The sequence below is a fragment of the Pseudomonas sp. SCT genome (genome assembly GCF_003864275.1).
Taxonomy (GTDB): domain Bacteria; phylum Pseudomonadota; class Gammaproteobacteria; order Pseudomonadales; family Pseudomonadaceae; genus Stutzerimonas; species Stutzerimonas stutzeri_AE.
In genome coordinates this window covers 200,257-214,222 of record NZ_BDJA01000003.1, presented here as the reverse complement: position 1 = coordinate 214,222, position 13,966 = coordinate 200,257, and the positions used below count along the sequence as shown (strand labels likewise).

The following is a 13,966-nucleotide window of genomic DNA, read 5'->3' as shown; positions in this document are numbered from 1 at the left end:
GCCAGCTGCGGACATGAAAAAGCCCGCCGAAGCGGGCTCGTTCAAGCCAGTGGGCGATCAGTCGTCGCCACCGAAGATGCCCAGCAGCTGCAGCAGGCTGATGAACAGGTTGTACAGCGAAACGAACAGGCCGATGGTGGCCATGATGTAGTTGCGCTCGCCACCATGGATGATCGCGCTGGTCTGGAACAGGATGCAGGCCGAGGAGAACAGCACGAAACCTGCGCTGATCGCCAGTTGCAGCCCGGTGATCTGGAAGAAGAAGCCCGCCAGCATGGCGCCGATCAGCACGAAGAAACCCGCGGTGATAAAGCCGCTGAGGAAGCTCATGTCCTTGCGGGTGATCAGCACGTAGGCCGACAGGCCGAAGAACACCAGGGCGGTCATCGACAGCGCCGAGCTGATCAGCTCGCCGCCATTGGCCAGGCCCAGATACATGTTGAGGATCGGGCCGAGCGTGTAGCCCATGAAACCGGTCAGGGCGAAGGTGGAAACCAGACCCCATGCCGAGTTGCGCAGCTTGGCGGTGAGGAAGAACAGGCCGTAGAAGCCGATCAGCACCACGAAGATGTTCGGGTAGGCAGCGTTGGCCTGCATGGCCATGTAGGCAACCAGGCCGCTGAACGCGAGCGTCATGGCCAAGAGCCCGTAGGTGTTGCGCAGGACCTTGCTGACCTCGCGCTGTTCGACCTGCGTGTGGCTAAGCGCGTATTCGTGTTCGTGCATGGCGACACTCCTTGGATGAAATCAAGCCTGAGACGATTTGTCCCGGATCATAGCAGAGGCAAGTGAGATGCCTAGCATCAGTGTTTGACAGTGTATTTCTATCCGGTACTATTGCGCCCGCTTTATCCGGAAGTGTGGCCGAGTGGTTGAAGGCAGCGGTCTTGAAAACCGCCGAAGGGGAGACCCTTCCCAGAGTTCGAATCTCTGCGCTTCCGCCATCTGCAATCCTGAAGGCCCCGTATTCCGGGGCCTTCAGCGTTTCTGTGGTATGGAAAAGCGGGTGTGAGTGTTCCCATATTGTTCCCATCACGATCATGCGAGCGGCGCGGCAAGCACCCCGCCCAGGCACATCGCCGCGTTTTATCTTGACCCATCGAAAATGGGTAATTTTGGTAATCGATCCTCTGGAACGGACGTAAAGCCTTCAGAATCATAGCCTTACAGAGTTTTGTTAAAGGTAATAATAGGGTAATAAATAGGTAATCGAATTACCTAAAACACTGGTAAGTAGGCCGAAACCTAGAGGCCTTTAAAATCAGGCACTTGCAAAAAAATTACCTTTTGCCTTACCTCAAATTACCTTTCAAGGTAATTGCTCCAGCCCAGTAAATACGCAGCTTCCAGCCGTTTCAAAACCACACCTTACCGAAATTACCCATTTCTGAATTCGGCTCTGAATTTGGGGGCGGCGTAGGGCTTCGCTATCGGGCGCACCTTCGCAGGTATCCGCAGGTATTCCTCTCGCCGAGATCATGCCGCCAGCGCAAGCGCTGGGCCGTTTGCGGCGGGGTGCAGGGGTGCAGTGAAAGCGACCTATTTAGCCCGCAGGTGTGGTGGGGGGACAACGGCGCGCGCCGGGTGATGATCGGGTCCGGGGCAGCCGGCAGGCGGCCGCTGGACGGTTGGTGATGCTCCGCGGCGATGCCTTGGTGGGTGGTCGGCCGCTAGCGGTCCTGTCGGTGGGGCGGTACGGCTGAAACCCGCATGAATACTGGCTTTGCGGGCATATTCGAGTGGACGCGCGAGGCCCGTTTTGCTATCGTTTGATGGGGTTTTGCTTGCTTGAAGAACGGCGCGAATCAGGTCGCGCGGACATGAAAAAGCCGCCTCGAGGGCGGCTTCGGCACAGCGGCGATTCTTCAGTTCTTAGTGGGCAGCTCGAACGGCTTGAACCGCACCACCTCTTCCCCAATCCACTCATTCACCTGAGCCAGCCTCGCCTGGATCGGCTCCAGTTCGTTGACCGCCCACACCTCAGCGGCCTCGCGCAGTGAGCCGAAGCCGCCGGCGTTCTGCGGCACGATGCCCATCAGCTGGGGCGGGATCCGGAGCGCCGCCAGCAGATCGTCGCGGCTGATGTTCTTGATCGAGCCGAACTCATCCTTCGCCGCCACCTCGCTCACCGGCATCAGCTGGATGCCGTCCTTCTTGCCACCCGGTGCGTACATGAACAGGTTGCGGAAGTTGCCCGGCCCCTTGGCCGATTTCAGCGCGGTCCGTAGGGCGTCGACGTCTTCTTCTTTCTGTGCCGCGTCGGTCATGTACATGATGAAGCCGGCGTGGCTGCCGTTCTGGTAGTAGCGACGGCGGAAGAGGGTGGCCGACTCATTCAGCAGCGCCGATTGCAGCGCTGACAGCCACTCCGGCAGCCCGTACACCTCCTGATTGATATCCGCCTCGCGCAGATGGCAGATCGTCCCGGGCTTGAACTCATGCTCATCGCGCCACCCGCGCACCTGGTAATAGGTTTCCAAGTCGGCGCCGCGGCGCATGTACTTCGCCAGCGTTGGCTGCAGGCTCAGCGGCTGGCCGAGCATGTTCTGCCGCCGCTCCAGGTACGCATTGCCACACCACAACCAATCCAGCGCGAATTGGCCGAACGCCTGCCGGCTCAGCAGGCGATGCGGGATAAAGGTGCGCTCCAACATGTTGCGCTTGAAGTTGAGCCCGCTCTGCAGGAACACGCTCGCCCTGGTCGACTTCGCCAGCCCATCCAGCGACAGCGGCGGTTCGTACCAGCGGCCGTTGAGCCAGCATTCCAGATAGTCCAGCAGCTCGCGCCCGTCGAGCACCGGCATCGGGTCGCCGAAAGTGAAAGCCTCGATACCGGGAGCAGGGGCGGCGGCAATGTCGGTAGTCATCAGTAAATCTCCATGAAGCTGGTGTTCTGGGCGGTCATGCCCTCGAGGGGCTCGTTGTGCAGGGCATGGAACAGCGCCCAGGCCAGATCGGCGTGGCCGGTTTCATCGGTGCGGCCGGCGGTGTAGGTCATCTGTCGACCGCTGGCCGTGGTGGTTTTGCGGATCGCCATCAGCGAGGAGGCAAGGTCCGTCCAGCCGGCGTCGAATTCCAGCCGGCCCTTGTGGATCACGTCGTAAGCCTTCAGCACCAGGCGCGTTTTCACCTCGGGCGAGTAGCTGAAGGTGGTCAGGTTCGGGAAAAACTGCTTTACCAGCTGCGCCACACCCGAGCCCATGCCCGTCATGTCGATGCCGATGTACGTCACCCAATAGCGCAGCGTCACCCGGCGGATGGCTTCGGCCTGGGCGGCGAAGTCCATCCCGCGGAACTGATGGCGCTCGAGCACGCGGAACTTCCCGCCCGGTACCAGCGGCGGCGCCGCCACGATCAGGCCAGCGCTATCGCCCGTCTCGGCCGGGTCATAGCCCACCCACACCTGACGGTCACCAAACGGCCGATCGGCGAACGGCTTGTAGTCCTCGTTCCACTCGATCCAGCTATCCACCATGCACGGCTGCAGCACCGCCAGCGGGAAGATCGAGGCCCCGTCGTCGACGAACTGGCACATCAGCAGGTTCGCGTAGGCCTCCGCGCTGTACTCCAGGCGCAGCTCCTCGATGTCGAACAGATCGCAGCCGCGCTCCTCGGCATCCAGGATGGTCACAATCTGCCGCCAGAGCCGGTCCTCGCAAAGCCGCCCCTGCTGCAGCGCGTCATGCGAAACATCGATGCTGATCCGCTGCGCCGCCGGCTTGCCCTTGTTGAAGCGCTCACCCGTCCAGAACGAATAGGCCTCATGTGCCATCGAGGAGGGCGTCGAGAAGTAGGTGCGGCGGTATTGCTTCTGCATCGCCATGCCGCTGGCGACCTTGTTCAGCTCGTTGAACTTGAACGTCCAGAAGAATTCGTCGAAGTAGAAATTGCCATGATAGCCCTGCGCCGTCCGCGCGTTGGTACCGAGGAAGTGCAGCTCCGCACCGTTGCTCAGAATGATCGGGTCGCCCGTCAGCTCCACCTGGCACACCTCACGGGCGAACGCCTGGATGTACGCCTTGAAGATGTGCGCCTGATTCTTCGACGCAGACAGGAAGATCTGATTGCGCCCCGTCACCAGCGCATCGAGCAGCGCCTCCCGGGCGAAGTAGAACGTCGCACCGATCTGCCGGCTCTTCAGAATCGCCCGCGTCCGCTGATTGCCCGCCCGGTACCAGTCCAGCTGGTAACCGAAGCAGCCGTCGCGGAACGCTTCCTCGAGCTGCTCGATGTGCTCCTCGGCGAACTCGTTGCGCTTCGGCGCCTTCTTCGGCCCGGCGTTGCGCTTGTCCAGGTTCGGATTGAGCTCCGCCTCGGTGCCGCCGCCCTTGAATCGCTCGATTCGCGCCTGCCGCTCCAGTTGGCGGTGCAGCAGGTCGATTTCCTTGAAGTCGCCGCCCGTCTTGCCGTCCTTCAGGATCAGCTGCACCAGGCGGGCCTCCAGCGCGCCGCCGATGCGCTCGACGTTGTCCGCCCGGTCCCACTCGTCCCGGGCCTTCCAGCTGTGGACGGTCTTTTCCTTCTCGCCCAGGTAGTCGGCGATATCCGTGATGCGCCAACCCGTCCAGTACAAAAACTTGGCCTGGCGGCGGTTGTCGCGTTGAGCGGGGAGTTCGGCGGGTGCATTCATGGCGCCGATGCTGCCGCTCACGCGCGCGAGCCGTTACTCCGACGCCCTGTACGTCCAGCCAGTACAGGGTGCGCGAATTGCCCGCAGTTCGCCGGCTGCCGACCATGCCCTCACAGCAACTGCACCCAGCAGCTACCGACTGAGGACAGACCGCATGGCCGGCACCACCACCCCCGCCAAGAAATTCCGCTCCAAGTGGACCCGCATCGCCGTCGAAGGCGCGACCACCGATGGCCGCACCATCGAGCGCAGCTGGATCGAAGACATCGCAGCCCAATACAACCCGGCCACCTACGGCGCCCGCATCAACTGCGAGCACATCAAAGGCATCGCCCCGGACACCCCGTTCGGCGCTTACGGCGACGTGCTCGCGGTCAAGGCCGAAGAGGTCGAACTCAACGGCGAGAAGAAGCTCGCGCTGTATGCGCAGATCGAACCCAACGACGCGCTGCTGGCCCTGAACAAGAAGCGCCAGAAGGTCTACACCTCCATTGAGGTGCAGCCCAAGTTCGCCGACACCGGCAAGGCCTACCTCATCGGCCTGGCCATCACCGACAGCCCCGCCAGCCTGGGCACCGAAGCGCTCGAATTCAGCGCCAAGCACGGCACCCTGGCCAATCGCAAACAGCATCCGGACAACCTGTTCACCGCGGCCGAGGAAGTCGAGCTGCAGTTCGAGGAGGTCACCGACCAGCCCGGCGCCTTCAAGGACTTGGCCGCCCGCGTCAAGGCGCTGTTCACCAAGGGCAAGGAAACCGAGGGCCAGTTCAGCGAGCTGGGCGAAGCCGTCACCTCCCTGGTCGATTTCGCCGAAAAGCAGCAGACCAGTCTGGATGCGTTCCGCACCGAGTCCACCGCGCTGGGCGAGAAGGTCACCAAGCTCGAGGAAACCGTGGCGGATCTGACCACCAAGCTCGGCCAGACCCAGGACCACAACCAACAGCAGCGCCCGCCGGTTCCCGGCAACAGCCAGCAAGTCCTCACCCAATACTGACCGACGCCGGAGCACCCCATGCGTAACGAAACCCGCAAACTGTTTAACGGCTACCTACAGCAGGTGGCCAAGCTCAACGGCGTGGACAACGCCACCGAGAAATTCAACGTCACCCCGACCGTACAGCAGAAGCTGGAAACCGCCATCCAGGAAGCCAGCGGTCTGCTCAAGAGCATCAACATCATCGGCGTAGAGCAGCAGGAAGGCGAAGCGCTGCTGCTGGGCGTCAACGGCCCGATCGCCAGCCGCACCAACACCAAGACCGGCGGCCGTCGCAACCCGGCCGACCGCAGCGACCTGAGCAAGGACACCTACAGCTGCAAGCAGACCAACTTCGACAGCGCGTTCCCCTACGCGCTGATCGATGCCTGGGCCAAGTTCCCCGACTTCCAGGTGCGCCTGTCCGGCTCCATCACCGAGCGCCAAGCGCTGGACCGCATCATGATCGGCTTCAATGGCACCAGTGCCGCTGCCACCTCCGACATTGCCGCCAACCCGCTGCTGCAGGACGTCAACGTCGGCTGGCTGCAAAAGATCCGCACCGGCGCGGCCGACCGCGTGCTCGACGAAGTCGTCGACGCATCTGGCAAGGTGACCGTGGGCGCGACTGGCGACTACAAGACCCTCGACGGCGTGGTGTTCGACGCCGTGCAGATGCTCGATCCATGGCACCGCAGCCACCCCAACCTGGTAGTCATGGTTTCCCGCGACCTGCTGCACGACAAGCTCCTCGCCGCAGTCGAGAAGGGTGCCGCTTCCAACCAGGAAGAGAACGCTGCCGACCAGATCGTCACCAAGGCCCGCCTCGGTGGCCTGCCGATCGTCGACGCGCCGTTCTTCCCGACCGGTACCGTGCTGGTCACCACCCTGAGCAACCTGTCCATCTACTTCCAGGAGGGCGCGCGCCGCCGCCATGTGAAGGACGAGCCGGAGTACGACCGCATCGCCGACTACCAGTCGAGCAACGATGCCTACGTGATCGAGGACTTCGGTCTGGTCGCCCTGGTCGAAAACATCGAGGCGGTGTAAGCCATGCTCAGCCCAGCCCAACGCAACCAGCTGCGCAAACGCGCAGCCCTGCAGGCAGCTGAGGTAGCCCCGGCCATGTCCATGGCCGGCGCCACCGCCTACGAACAGCAGCTGCTGCAACTCAACCAGGACCGGCTGCGCCTCAAGCAGGTGCAGTCGGAGCAGGGCAAGGCTGAGCTCAAGCGTTTGCTCATCCCGGCCTATCAGCCCTACATCGAAGGCGTGCTGGCTGCCGGCAACGGCGCCCAGGACGATGTGCTCACCACGCTTATGGTCTGGTCCATCGACGCGGGCGACTTCGCCGGCGCTTTGGCCATCGGCCGTTACGTGCTCGAGCACAGCCTCAAGATGCCCGACCGCTTCGCGCGGACCACTGGTTGCCTGCTGGCTGAAGAAGTGGCCAATGCCGCCCTCAAGCAGCAGAAGGCCGGCGCACCGTTTGACCGTTTCGTCCTGTCGCTGGCCGCAGACATCACCGCCGAGCACGACATGCCCGACGAAGCCCGCGCCAAGCTGCACCTCGCCCTGGGCAAGGCCTACCTGGCCGAGCTGGACGAAGCGGCGCCGAACGCTGAAGGCATGGAAGAAGCACGCGCCCACCTGGCGCGTGCCATCGACCTGCACAGCAACTGCGGCGGCAAAAAGGATCTGGAGCGCGTCGAGCGCCTCCTCAAGAAACACGCGGAAAGCAAGCCAACCGAATCCGGTACCGGCGAGCCCACCGAGCACGACCCGCCGCCGTCCGACACGGATGAAAGCCAGCCGAGCGAAGAGGGCGCCCCGAGCACCGACACCGGTTCCAGCGAGCCACCCGCTAACTGAGCGTCCCCCACGCACTCGGCGGCTCGGGGCTGATCGACAGGCTTTCTCCTTGGCCTTGTCGTGAAGCCCCGACCACCGCCGAACTAGGGCAAGAATTCATGAGCGCATTCATCGCAGCAGGCGGCAGCACTGCGCCGTACCCCATTACCAACGATGGCTGGTTTCCTGATCTGGACGGCCAGCACCTGCGCGAATCCCTGCGTTTGGACGGCAGCATTACCGATGCCCGTCTCGAAACCGCAGCCGTCAACGCGGTAATCGAAGTCAACCGCGAACTCAAATCCTGGAAGGTCCAACAGCTCGCTGCCGGCAACGCCAGCCTGGCCGATGTGCCGGCAGATGAGATCCAGGGCGAAAGCCAGCTGCTGCACCTCTACCGCCGCGCCATCTATTGCAGCGCAGGCGCCGAGCTGGCCGAGCGCATGCGCGACTACAGCGCCACCGGCGACGGGGCCGAACGCGCCGAAGCACTTACCCCCACCGCCGACGAATACCGTCGCGATGCCCGCTGGGCGATCCGAAGCATCCTCGGCCGGGTGCACACCACCGTGGAGCTGATCTGATGGAAACGATCGACTGGAACGAGATCAGCCGCCGCGGACTGCTTGAGCGAATCAACCGCGAAATCATGCACCCGCTCGGGTTGGCCGTTTGCCGAGTCGTTGAAACTGGCGTCTCGCCTGGCGCGCTGGTCTCCGAGGATGGCCCATTCGTGTATCCCGACGAAGGCACCGCTGAGGCGCACGACTGATGGCCAGCCTGCGCGCCCAGCAGGGCGACACCGTCGACGCAATCTGCTGGCGGCACTACGGGCGCACCGCTGGCGTGGTCGAGCAGGTGCTCGAAGCCAACCCAGGCCTGGCCGACCTCGGCCCGGTCATCCCACACGGCACGCAGGTTCTGCTGCCGGAACAGGCCGTGCGCGCCGAACAACGCCAAATGGTGAACCTATGGGACTGATCTACCTCGCCCTCTACAAGGGCCGCGGCACGCTGTTCAACCGCCTGATCCGTCTCTGGACGCGCTCGATCTACAGCCACTGCGAACTGGTCCTGGCCGATGGCCGCTGGCTCTCCGCCTCGGCCATGGACAGCGGCGTGCGCGCCAAGCACATCGAACTCAACCTCGAGCACTGGGACCTGATCCCACTGCCATGGGCGGACTACCGCCAGATCGCCCGCGTGTTCCGCGCCAACGCCGGGCAGGGCTATGACTTCTTCGGCCTGTTCGGCAGCCAGCTGCTGCCGGTCGGCCTGCACAGCCGTCGCCGTTGGTTCTGCAGCGAGTTCTGCGCCGCCGCGCTCGGCTTCCCCATGCCGCAACGCTACAGCCCGGCACAGCTGGGCGAAGTGGTCCAGCACATCAACACCCTCACAGCCAACGGACAGTGGAATGAAGCGCATGCCTGACAGAGCCGAAACCTGGGCGTGGCTCGCCACGTGGGCACAGGAAAACTACCCGGTGATCTACGCCGCCGCGTTGTCGGCTGCCATCGCTGGCTCCCGGCTGATGCTTGGCGGTGGCGAGCTTCGTCGCATTGCGGTCGAGTCGTTCGTCTGCGGGCTCATCACCCTCGCATTCAGCAACGGGCTGTCGCTGTTCGGCATCGCGGTAGAAACCGCACCGTTCTTCGGCGGCATCATCGGCTTGGTGGGTGCAGAGGGCGTGCGCGCTGCGGCCAAGCGTCTTTTTGATCGCAAGGCGGACCAACTATGACCCAGCTCCTTCGCAACGGCGCCCGCGGCCTCTCCGTGCGCAACCTGCAGGCCGCACTCACGCTGGCCGGCTTCGCTGTAGCCGTGGACGGCGACTTCGGTGAGCAGACCGAGCGCGTCGTTGTTGCCTTCCAGCGCCGCGCCGGCCTGGTGGACGATGGCGTCGCGGGTCCGAAGACGCTGGCGGCGCTCCACGGCTACGACACCTCGCGCTACCTCAAGCGGAAGGACTTGCAGCAGGCCGCCGACCGCCTCGGCGTGCCGCTGGCCAGCGTCATGGCCATCAACCAGGTGGAGAGCCGCGGCGAGGGCTTCGCCAGCAATGGCCGCCCGGTGATCCTGTTCGAACGGCACGTCATGCACGCCCGACTCCAGACCAATGGCCTGAGCGAGGCTGAGTCCGATGCACTGGCCGCCAAGCATCCCGCCCTGGTCAACCGCAAGTCCGGCGGCTACATCGGCGGCACCGCCGAGCATCAACGCCTCGCCCAGGCCGCGCAGATCCACTACGCCGCCGCGCTGGAATCCGCCAGCTGGGGCCTGTTCCAGATCATGGGCTACCACTGGCAGCGCCTTGGCTACCACGACGCGCAGCACTTCGCGGACACCATGGCCTTGAGCGAGGCCGCCCAGCTCGACGCCTTCGTCACCTTTATCGAAACCGACCCCGCGCTGCACAAGGCGCTCAAGGCGCGCAAGTGGGCCGAGTTCGCCAAGCGCTACAACGGCCCGGCCTACGCCAAGAACCTCTACGACGTGAAGCTCGCCCGGGCCTATGGCCAGTTCGCCGCAGAGCACGCCCAGGAGCAGGCAGCATGACCAGCTGGAAAGTTTGGCTTGGCGTAGCGGGGCTGGTCGTTGCGCTGCTGGTGGCCTTGAACATCCAGGCTCAGCGGATCGACGCGGCAAACGCCCGCACGGATCTCGCCACCGAGCGCCTGAAAACCGCCAAGCAGCGCAACGCCAACCAGGCCGCCACCATCACCCGCCTCACTGGCGAGGTCGCCACCCAGCGCCTGGACCAGCTCGCCCTGCAGCAGACGCTCAGCGACATGCGCCAGGCCCAGGCCACCGATCAGCTCAAGAAGAAGGAACGCCGCCGTGAAGACCCAACCCATGCGACTTGGGCTGCTCAGCCTATGCCTGATGCTGCTCGCCGCCTGCACCAACGTCCCGCTATCACCGGAGCAGACGGTTACCGTCAGTGGCTGTCCGGTCGTGACGCGCTGCACGCTGGACCCGGCGGCGCCGGCCAGTAACGGCGAACTGAGCGACGACGCCGACTACCTCATGGGCGCCTGGGGTGAGTGCGCCGCCAAGGTCGACCTGGTGGTGGACCACAACGCGCGCAGCACCCAGCCATGAACAAGCCCGAATCGCTGCGCGCACACCTCACCGCCGCCATCCCCGAGCTCAAGCGCAACCCGGACCGCCTGCTGGTGTTCGTCGATAACGGCAGCATGCGCAGCACCGCCGCGCCTGGCCTGTCGTTCGAATACAGCTACACGCTCAACCTGATCCTGACGGACTTCGCCGGCCATCCGGACGCCGTCGCCATTCCGCTGTTCGCCTGGGTGCTGGTCAACCAGCGCGAGCTGATGGAGAACCTGGAGCGGGGCAGGGACGCCATCAAGTTCGAGGCCGACATCCTCGACAACAGCAAGGTGGACCTGTCCATCACCCTGCCGCTCACCGAGCGCGTGATCGTCAAGCGCCAGGCCGATGGCACCCTGCAGGTCAGCCACCCGGCAGAGCCAGTGGTCGACGACGAACTGTTCCTGGTGCCGGCGATGCGCGTGGAAACGCCAGACGGCGAGCTGCTCGCCGAGTGGGGCGGCAATGGCTGATGACCTGCGCGCCCTCGAGGACTGGGCCGGCGCGCTGCTCAACCAGCTGCAGCCGGCCGAGCGCCGTAAGGTTACCAGCACCATCGCCAGCGACTTGCGCCGCAGCCAGCAGCAGCGCATCGCTGCGCAGCGCAACGCCGACGGCACTCCTTTCGCCCCGCGCAAACCCCGGCAGGAGCTACGCGCCAAGGCCGGGCGCATCAAGCGCAAGCGGCAAATGTTCAGCAAGCTGCGCACCGCTCGTTACCTGCGCCTGCAGAGCGACGCCAGCACCATCGCCATTGGTTTCGCCGGTCGTGTCTCGCGTCTGGCGCGCATCCACCAGTACGGATTGCGCGACAAGCCCGCCCGCAACGCAGCGGATATCCAGTACGCCAAGCGGGAGCTGATCGGCTTCACCGATGCGGATCTGGAGTTGATCCGCGACCGCCTGCTCGAGCACCTGGTGCGCTAACCCTGTAACGCCCGCCGCTTCACAGCCCCGCGAATGCGCCCCGCGCGCGCGAACGCCAGCATGGGGCCATGAATATCACCGACCTCCTGCGCCGCCTCGAGAACCTGATCCGCCTCGGCACCATCGCCGCGGTGGACCATCAGGCCGCGCGCTGCACCGTCCGCACCGGAGGGCTCAGCGTGCCGAACCTGCCGTGGCTCGCCCTGCGTGCGGGTGACAGTAGCGACTGGGACCCGCCAACGGTCGGCGAGCAGTGCATCCTCATCGCGCCAAGCGGCGAACCGGCCCAGGGCATCGCCCTGGTCGGCCTCTACTCACAGCAACGTCCGGCGCCGTCGAATAGCGCCACCGTGCGCCGCCGGAAATACCCGGACGGGGCTGTGATCGATTACGACCACGACACCCACACCCTGAGCGCCACGCTGCCCGACGGTGGCAAGGCGCAGCTCACCGCGCCGGGTGGTGTCACCATCCTCGGCAAAGTCGACATCACCGGCACCGTGACCGTCAGCGAAGACGTGCTTGCAGCCGGCATCAGCCTGGTCAACCACGTACACGGCGGCGTTCAGAGCGGCCCGAGCACCACGGGGGCGCCGCAATGATCGGCATGTCCGCCACCACCGGCCGCACCATCACCGGCGCAGCGCATCTGGCGCAATCCATCGCCGACGTGCTCACCACACCCATCGGCAGCCGCGTGATGCGCCGCGAATACGGCAGCCTGCTGCCGGACCTGATCGACGCCCCCTTCAATGACGCCACCCGCCTGCAGGCCTACGCCGCCGTGGCCATGGCACTGATGCGCTGGGAGCCGCGTATCCGCCTCAGCCGTGTGCAGCTCAGCCTCGGCGAGCAGCCCGGCCAGGCTTACCTGGACGTGGAAGGCAGCCGCACTGACAGCAACGAGCCGCTCAGCCTGCGCGTGCCGCTCGCCCTGGGAGCCGCCGCATGAGCACCTTTACCCCCATCGATCTGGCCCAGCTGCCGACGCCTGACGTGGTCGAGCCGATCGACTACGAAGCCATCCTCGCCGAGCGCAAGGCCTTCGCCATCAGCCTCTGGCCAGCCGAAAAGCAGGCCGAGGTCGCCGCCACCCTGGCGCTGGAATCCGAACCGCTCACCAAGCTGCTGCAGGAGAATGCCTACCGCGAAACCCTCTGGCAGCAGCGCGTCAATGAAGCCGCATTGGCCGTCATGCTGCCGTTCGCCCAGGGCGCGGACCTGGAGCAGATCGGCGCACGCTTCAACGTCGAGCGCCTGACCATCACCCCGGCCATCCCCAGCGCCGTGCCGCCGGTGGCCGCCGTGATGGAGGATTACGAAGCCATGCGTGAGCGCATCCAGATGGCCATGGAGGGGCTGAGCACCGCCGGCCCGCGCAACGCCTACATCTTCCACGCCCGCAGCGCCGACGGACGCGTGGCCGACGCCTCCTGCATCAGCCCCAGCCCGGCCGAGGTCATCGTCACCGTGCAGAGCGCTCTGGGCGATGGCAGCGCCGCGCCCGAGCTGCTCGCCGCAGTAGATGCCTACCTCAGCGACGAGGACCGCCGCCCGGTCGCCGACCGACTCACCGTGCAGGGCGCGGAGGTGCTGCCCTACAGCGTCAACGCCGTGCTCTACCTCAACACCGTCGGCCCCGAGGCTGAGCCAATCCGCGCTGCTGCCGAGGCCCGCGGCCTTGCCCTGGTCAGCCAGCGCCGTCGCCTTGCGCAGGAGGTCAACCGCTCCGCCCTGGACGCCGCCCTGCACATCGAGGGCGTCAAGCGCGTCGAGCTGCCCGGCTGGGTCGACGTGGTCGCCACTGAAACCCAGGCACCGTACTGCACCGGCTTCACCGTCACGGTGGCGGAGGCCTGATGGCGAGCCTGAGCCTGCTGCCACCCAACGCCAGCGAGCTGGAGCGGCTCGCCGCCGAAGCCCTCGCGCAGATCGAGCGCGTGCCGGTACCGCTGCGCGAGCTCTGGAATCCGGACACCTGCCCGGTGGAGCTGTTGCCCTACCTCGCCTGGGCGTTTTCCGTCGATCGCTGGTCCAGCGCCTGGCCCGAGCGCGCCAAACGCGCCGCCATCAAGGCCGCGTACTTCATCCACGCCCACAAGGGAACCATCGGCGCGCTGCGCCGGGTGGTTGAACCGCTGGGCTACCTGATCGAAGTGCGCGAATGGTGGGAGGAGGCCCCGCTGGGCACGCCCGGCACCTTCCGCCTGCTGGTGGGCGTGCTGGACACCGGCATCACCGAAGAGATGTACCAGGAACTCACCTGGCTGATCGACGACGCCAAGCCCGTCAGCCGCCACCTGGTGGGCCTTGCCATCGGCCTGGACGTCACCGGCACAGCCCACATTGGCGCCGCGCTCACCACCGGCGACGAACTCACCGTCTACCCACCCGCATCGCGTGACATCGAGGTCGGCGGCACGCTGGCCTGGGGCGCGCGTGAACACGTCATCGACACCATGGACATCCGCTGAT

The 13,966-nt window shown here is 65.2% G+C and carries 18 protein-coding genes, 1 tRNA gene and 2 pseudogenes; 18 read left to right on the top strand and 3 right to left on the bottom strand.

Annotated elements, in window-relative coordinates; genetic code table 11:
- Window positions 1–57 precede the first annotated feature (57 nt).
- Window positions 58–726, bottom strand: a complete 669-nt coding sequence (locus tag BHD08_RS09555; protein WP_015277156.1) for a Bax inhibitor-1/YccA family protein — start codon at window positions 724–726, stop codon at window positions 58–60.
- A gap of 128 nt (window positions 727–854) precedes the next feature.
- On the opposite strand from BHD08_RS09555, the gene BHD08_RS09550 reads away from it, so the two are divergent.
- Window positions 855–944: transfer RNA gene (locus BHD08_RS09550), tRNA-Ser, on the top strand.
- Window positions 945–1,865: 921 nt separating this feature from the next.
- On the opposite strand, the gene BHD08_RS09545 is transcribed toward BHD08_RS09550, so the two are convergent.
- Both BHD08_RS09545 and BHD08_RS09540 read right to left on the bottom strand, forming a co-directional pair.
- Entirely contained in the window at window positions 1,866–2,867 is a 1,002-nt protein-coding gene (locus BHD08_RS09545; RefSeq protein ID WP_125021811.1) for a phage portal protein, read from the bottom strand.
- Window positions 2,867–4,630: a terminase ATPase subunit family protein gene (locus tag BHD08_RS09540; RefSeq protein WP_125021808.1), complete on the bottom strand. Its 1,764-nt coding sequence runs from the start codon at window positions 4,628–4,630 to the stop codon at window positions 2,867–2,869. Before BHD08_RS09540 ends, BHD08_RS09545 begins: the two co-directional genes overlap by 1 nt.
- A gap of 154 nt (window positions 4,631–4,784) precedes the next feature.
- On the opposite strand from BHD08_RS09540, the gene BHD08_RS09535 reads away from it, so the two are divergent.
- From BHD08_RS09535 to BHD08_RS09460, 17 genes and pseudogenes are all read left to right on the top strand, one after another.
- Window positions 4,785–5,624, top strand: coding sequence for a GPO family capsid scaffolding protein (locus BHD08_RS09535; protein ID WP_125021806.1), 840 nt, complete (start codon window positions 4,785–4,787; stop codon window positions 5,622–5,624).
- Window positions 5,625–5,642: 18 nt separating this feature from the next.
- Complete coding sequence (locus tag BHD08_RS09530; protein ID WP_125021804.1) at window positions 5,643–6,653, top strand: phage major capsid protein, P2 family; 1,011 nt, start codon at window positions 5,643–5,645, stop codon at window positions 6,651–6,653.
- Between the two features lie 3 nt (window positions 6,654–6,656).
- Window positions 6,657–7,337 (top strand): annotated as a pseudogene (gene gpM / locus BHD08_RS09525) (phage terminase small subunit); the annotation flags it as partial.
- A 236-nt stretch (window positions 7,338–7,573) separates the two neighbouring features.
- On the top strand, window positions 7,574–8,038 hold the full coding sequence (locus BHD08_RS09520) for a head completion/stabilization protein (protein ID WP_125021800.1): 465 nt from the start codon (window positions 7,574–7,576) through the stop codon (window positions 8,036–8,038).
- Entirely contained in the window at window positions 8,038–8,226 is a 189-nt protein-coding gene (locus BHD08_RS09515; protein WP_125021798.1) for a hypothetical protein, read from the top strand. Before BHD08_RS09520 ends, BHD08_RS09515 begins: the two co-directional genes overlap by 1 nt.
- On the top strand, window positions 8,226–8,435 hold the full coding sequence (locus BHD08_RS09510) for a tail protein X (protein ID WP_125021796.1): 210 nt from the start codon (window positions 8,226–8,228) through the stop codon (window positions 8,433–8,435). Before BHD08_RS09515 ends, BHD08_RS09510 begins: the two co-directional genes overlap by 1 nt.
- The gene (locus BHD08_RS09505) at window positions 8,426–8,884 is read left to right on the top strand and encodes a hypothetical protein (protein ID WP_218567506.1); all 459 of its coding nucleotides are present in this window, start codon (window positions 8,426–8,428) and stop codon (window positions 8,882–8,884) included. Before BHD08_RS09510 ends, BHD08_RS09505 begins: the two co-directional genes overlap by 10 nt.
- Entirely contained in the window at window positions 8,877–9,191 is a 315-nt protein-coding gene (locus tag BHD08_RS09500) for a phage holin, lambda family (RefSeq protein ID WP_125021794.1), read from the top strand. The genes BHD08_RS09505 and BHD08_RS09500 overlap by 8 nt, the downstream gene beginning before the upstream one ends.
- Window positions 9,188–10,009: an N-acetylmuramidase family protein gene (locus BHD08_RS09495; RefSeq protein ID WP_125021792.1), complete on the top strand. Its 822-nt coding sequence runs from the start codon at window positions 9,188–9,190 to the stop codon at window positions 10,007–10,009. The genes BHD08_RS09500 and BHD08_RS09495 overlap by 4 nt, the downstream gene beginning before the upstream one ends.
- Window positions 10,006–10,368, top strand: a pseudogene (locus BHD08_RS23210) (DUF2570 domain-containing protein); the annotation flags it as partial. The gene BHD08_RS09495 and the pseudogene BHD08_RS23210, both read left to right, overlap by 4 nt.
- Entirely contained in the window at window positions 10,292–10,555 is a 264-nt protein-coding gene (gene lysC / locus BHD08_RS23125) for an Rz1-like lysis system protein LysC (protein ID WP_218567505.1), read from the top strand. The pseudogene BHD08_RS23210 and the gene lysC, both read left to right, overlap by 77 nt.
- Window positions 10,552–11,037 (top strand): phage tail protein, encoded by a 486-nt coding sequence (locus BHD08_RS09485; RefSeq protein WP_125021788.1) that lies wholly within the window; start codon window positions 10,552–10,554, stop codon window positions 11,035–11,037. Before lysC ends, BHD08_RS09485 begins: the two co-directional genes overlap by 4 nt.
- On the top strand, window positions 11,030–11,491 hold the full coding sequence (locus tag BHD08_RS09480) for a phage virion morphogenesis protein (protein WP_125021786.1): 462 nt from the start codon (window positions 11,030–11,032) through the stop codon (window positions 11,489–11,491). The genes BHD08_RS09485 and BHD08_RS09480 overlap by 8 nt, the downstream gene beginning before the upstream one ends.
- 68 nt (window positions 11,492–11,559) lie before the next feature.
- On the top strand, window positions 11,560–12,093 hold the full coding sequence (locus tag BHD08_RS09475) for a phage baseplate assembly protein V (protein ID WP_125021784.1): 534 nt from the start codon (window positions 11,560–11,562) through the stop codon (window positions 12,091–12,093).
- Window positions 12,090–12,443, top strand: a complete 354-nt coding sequence (locus tag BHD08_RS09470; protein ID WP_125021782.1) for a GPW/gp25 family protein — start codon at window positions 12,090–12,092, stop codon at window positions 12,441–12,443. Before BHD08_RS09475 ends, BHD08_RS09470 begins: the two co-directional genes overlap by 4 nt.
- Window positions 12,440–13,351 carry a baseplate J/gp47 family protein gene (locus BHD08_RS09465; protein WP_125021780.1) on the top strand — a complete coding sequence of 304 codons (912 nt, stop codon included), beginning with the start codon at window positions 12,440–12,442 and terminating at the stop codon, window positions 13,349–13,351. Before BHD08_RS09470 ends, BHD08_RS09465 begins: the two co-directional genes overlap by 4 nt.
- Entirely contained in the window at window positions 13,351–13,965 is a 615-nt protein-coding gene (locus tag BHD08_RS09460) for a phage tail protein I (RefSeq protein ID WP_125021778.1), read from the top strand. Before BHD08_RS09465 ends, BHD08_RS09460 begins: the two co-directional genes overlap by 1 nt.
- Window position 13,966: the final 1 nt, after the last annotated feature.

Excerpts from the sequence above, each read along its gene's own strand:
- BHD08_RS09460 (WP_125021778.1), top strand. The coding sequence starts at position 13,351 with ATGGCGAGCCTGAGCCTGCTGCCACCCAACGCCAGCGAGCTGGAGCGG.
- BHD08_RS09530 (WP_125021804.1), top strand. The coding sequence starts at position 5,643 with ATGCGTAACGAAACCCGCAAACTGTTTAACGGCTACCTACAGCAGGTG.
- BHD08_RS09510 (WP_125021796.1), top strand. The coding sequence starts at position 8,226 with ATGGCCAGCCTGCGCGCCCAGCAGGGCGACACCGTCGACGCAATCTGC.
- BHD08_RS09515 (WP_125021798.1), top strand. The coding sequence starts at position 8,038 with ATGGAAACGATCGACTGGAACGAGATCAGCCGCCGCGGACTGCTTGAG.
- BHD08_RS09545 (WP_125021811.1), bottom strand. The coding sequence starts at position 2,867 with ATGACTACCGACATTGCCGCCGCCCCTGCTCCCGGTATCGAGGCTTTC.
- BHD08_RS09535 (WP_125021806.1), top strand. The coding sequence starts at position 4,785 with ATGGCCGGCACCACCACCCCCGCCAAGAAATTCCGCTCCAAGTGGACC.
- BHD08_RS09495 (WP_125021792.1), top strand. The coding sequence starts at position 9,188 with ATGACCCAGCTCCTTCGCAACGGCGCCCGCGGCCTCTCCGTGCGCAAC.
- BHD08_RS09500 (WP_125021794.1), top strand. The coding sequence starts at position 8,877 with ATGCCTGACAGAGCCGAAACCTGGGCGTGGCTCGCCACGTGGGCACAG.
- BHD08_RS09465 (WP_125021780.1), top strand. The coding sequence starts at position 12,440 with ATGAGCACCTTTACCCCCATCGATCTGGCCCAGCTGCCGACGCCTGAC.
- BHD08_RS09555 (WP_015277156.1), bottom strand. The coding sequence starts at position 726 with ATGCACGAACACGAATACGCGCTTAGCCACACGCAGGTCGAACAGCGC.
- BHD08_RS09540 (WP_125021808.1), bottom strand. The coding sequence starts at position 4,630 with ATGAATGCACCCGCCGAACTCCCCGCTCAACGCGACAACCGCCGCCAG.
- BHD08_RS09485 (WP_125021788.1), top strand. The coding sequence starts at position 10,552 with ATGAACAAGCCCGAATCGCTGCGCGCACACCTCACCGCCGCCATCCCC.
- BHD08_RS09505 (WP_218567506.1), top strand. The coding sequence starts at position 8,426 with ATGGGACTGATCTACCTCGCCCTCTACAAGGGCCGCGGCACGCTGTTC.
- BHD08_RS09480 (WP_125021786.1), top strand. The coding sequence starts at position 11,030 with ATGGCTGATGACCTGCGCGCCCTCGAGGACTGGGCCGGCGCGCTGCTC.
- BHD08_RS09475 (WP_125021784.1), top strand. The coding sequence starts at position 11,560 with ATGAATATCACCGACCTCCTGCGCCGCCTCGAGAACCTGATCCGCCTC.
- BHD08_RS09470 (WP_125021782.1), top strand. The coding sequence starts at position 12,090 with ATGATCGGCATGTCCGCCACCACCGGCCGCACCATCACCGGCGCAGCG.
- BHD08_RS09520 (WP_125021800.1), top strand. The coding sequence starts at position 7,574 with ATGAGCGCATTCATCGCAGCAGGCGGCAGCACTGCGCCGTACCCCATT.